The organism is Streptomyces niphimycinicus (assembly GCF_018883605.1).
Lineage (GTDB): Bacteria > Actinomycetota > Actinomycetes > Streptomycetales > Streptomycetaceae > Streptomyces > Streptomyces niphimycinicus.
In genome coordinates this window covers 1-909 of sequence record NZ_JAHLEM010001286.1, presented here as the reverse complement: position 1 = coordinate 909, position 909 = coordinate 1, and the positions used below count along the sequence as shown (strand labels likewise).

At 70.2% G+C, this 909-nt stretch carries 1 protein-coding gene; it reads right to left on the bottom strand.

Annotation, left to right across the window (positions count from 1 at the left end; translation table 11 throughout):
- The coding region (locus KN815_RS49380; protein ID WP_216348239.1) for an acyltransferase domain-containing protein at positions 1 to 909 on the bottom strand (909 nt) is incomplete at both ends.

The window sequence follows — 909 nt, the reverse complement described above, 5'->3', positions numbered from 1 at the left end:
GCGGTCACGGCGTGGGCGACCTGTTCGGGTGGCCCGGATACGACGACGGATCCGGGGCCGTTGACGGCGGCGATGCCTACTTGGCGGGCTGGTTCGCCGAGGTCGGTGAGGAGTTCTTTGGCGTGGTGGTGGTTGAGGGTGAGGGAGGCCATGGCGCCGTGGCCGGTGAGGTGGCGGAGGGCGTGGGCGCGGAGGGCGACGATGCGGGCGCCTTCGTCGAGGGAGAGTGCTCCGGCGACGCAGGCGGCGGCGATTTCGCCTTGGCTGTGGCCGACGACGGCGGCGGGGGTGACGCCGTGGTGGTCCCATACGGCGGCGAGGGAGACCATGACGGCCCATAGGACGGGTTGGATGACGTCGACGCGGGCGAGGTCGGCGGCGTCGACGCCTCCCCGCAGGACCTCGGTCAAAGACCAGTGGACGTGGGGGGCGAGGGCTTGTTGGCATTCGGTGATGCGGGTGGCGAAGGGGGGTGAGGTGTCGAGGAGTCCGGCGCCCATGCCGAGCCACTGTGAGCCTTGGCCGGGGAAGACCAGGACTGGGCCGAGGCTTCCGGTGGTTGTGGTGGTGTGGGGTTCGATGAGGGCGGGGTGGGTGTTGCCGGTGGTCAGGGCGTTGAGTCCGGCGAGGAGTTCGTGGCGGTGTTGGCCGATGATGACGGCGCGGTGGTCGAAGACGGACCGGGTGCTGATCAGCGACCAGCCGATATCCGATGGTGTGAGCGCGGGGTCGGCGGTTACGCGTTCGGTCAGTGCCGCGGCTTGGCCGCGTAGCGCCTCATGGCCACGTCCGGACACCACCCACGGCACTACACCACCCGCCGCGAGACCGCCTGGCGAGGTGTCCGGTGTGGTGGTGGCCTCGGGCGGTTCGGGGGCCTGCTCAAGGATCAGATGGGCATTCGTACCG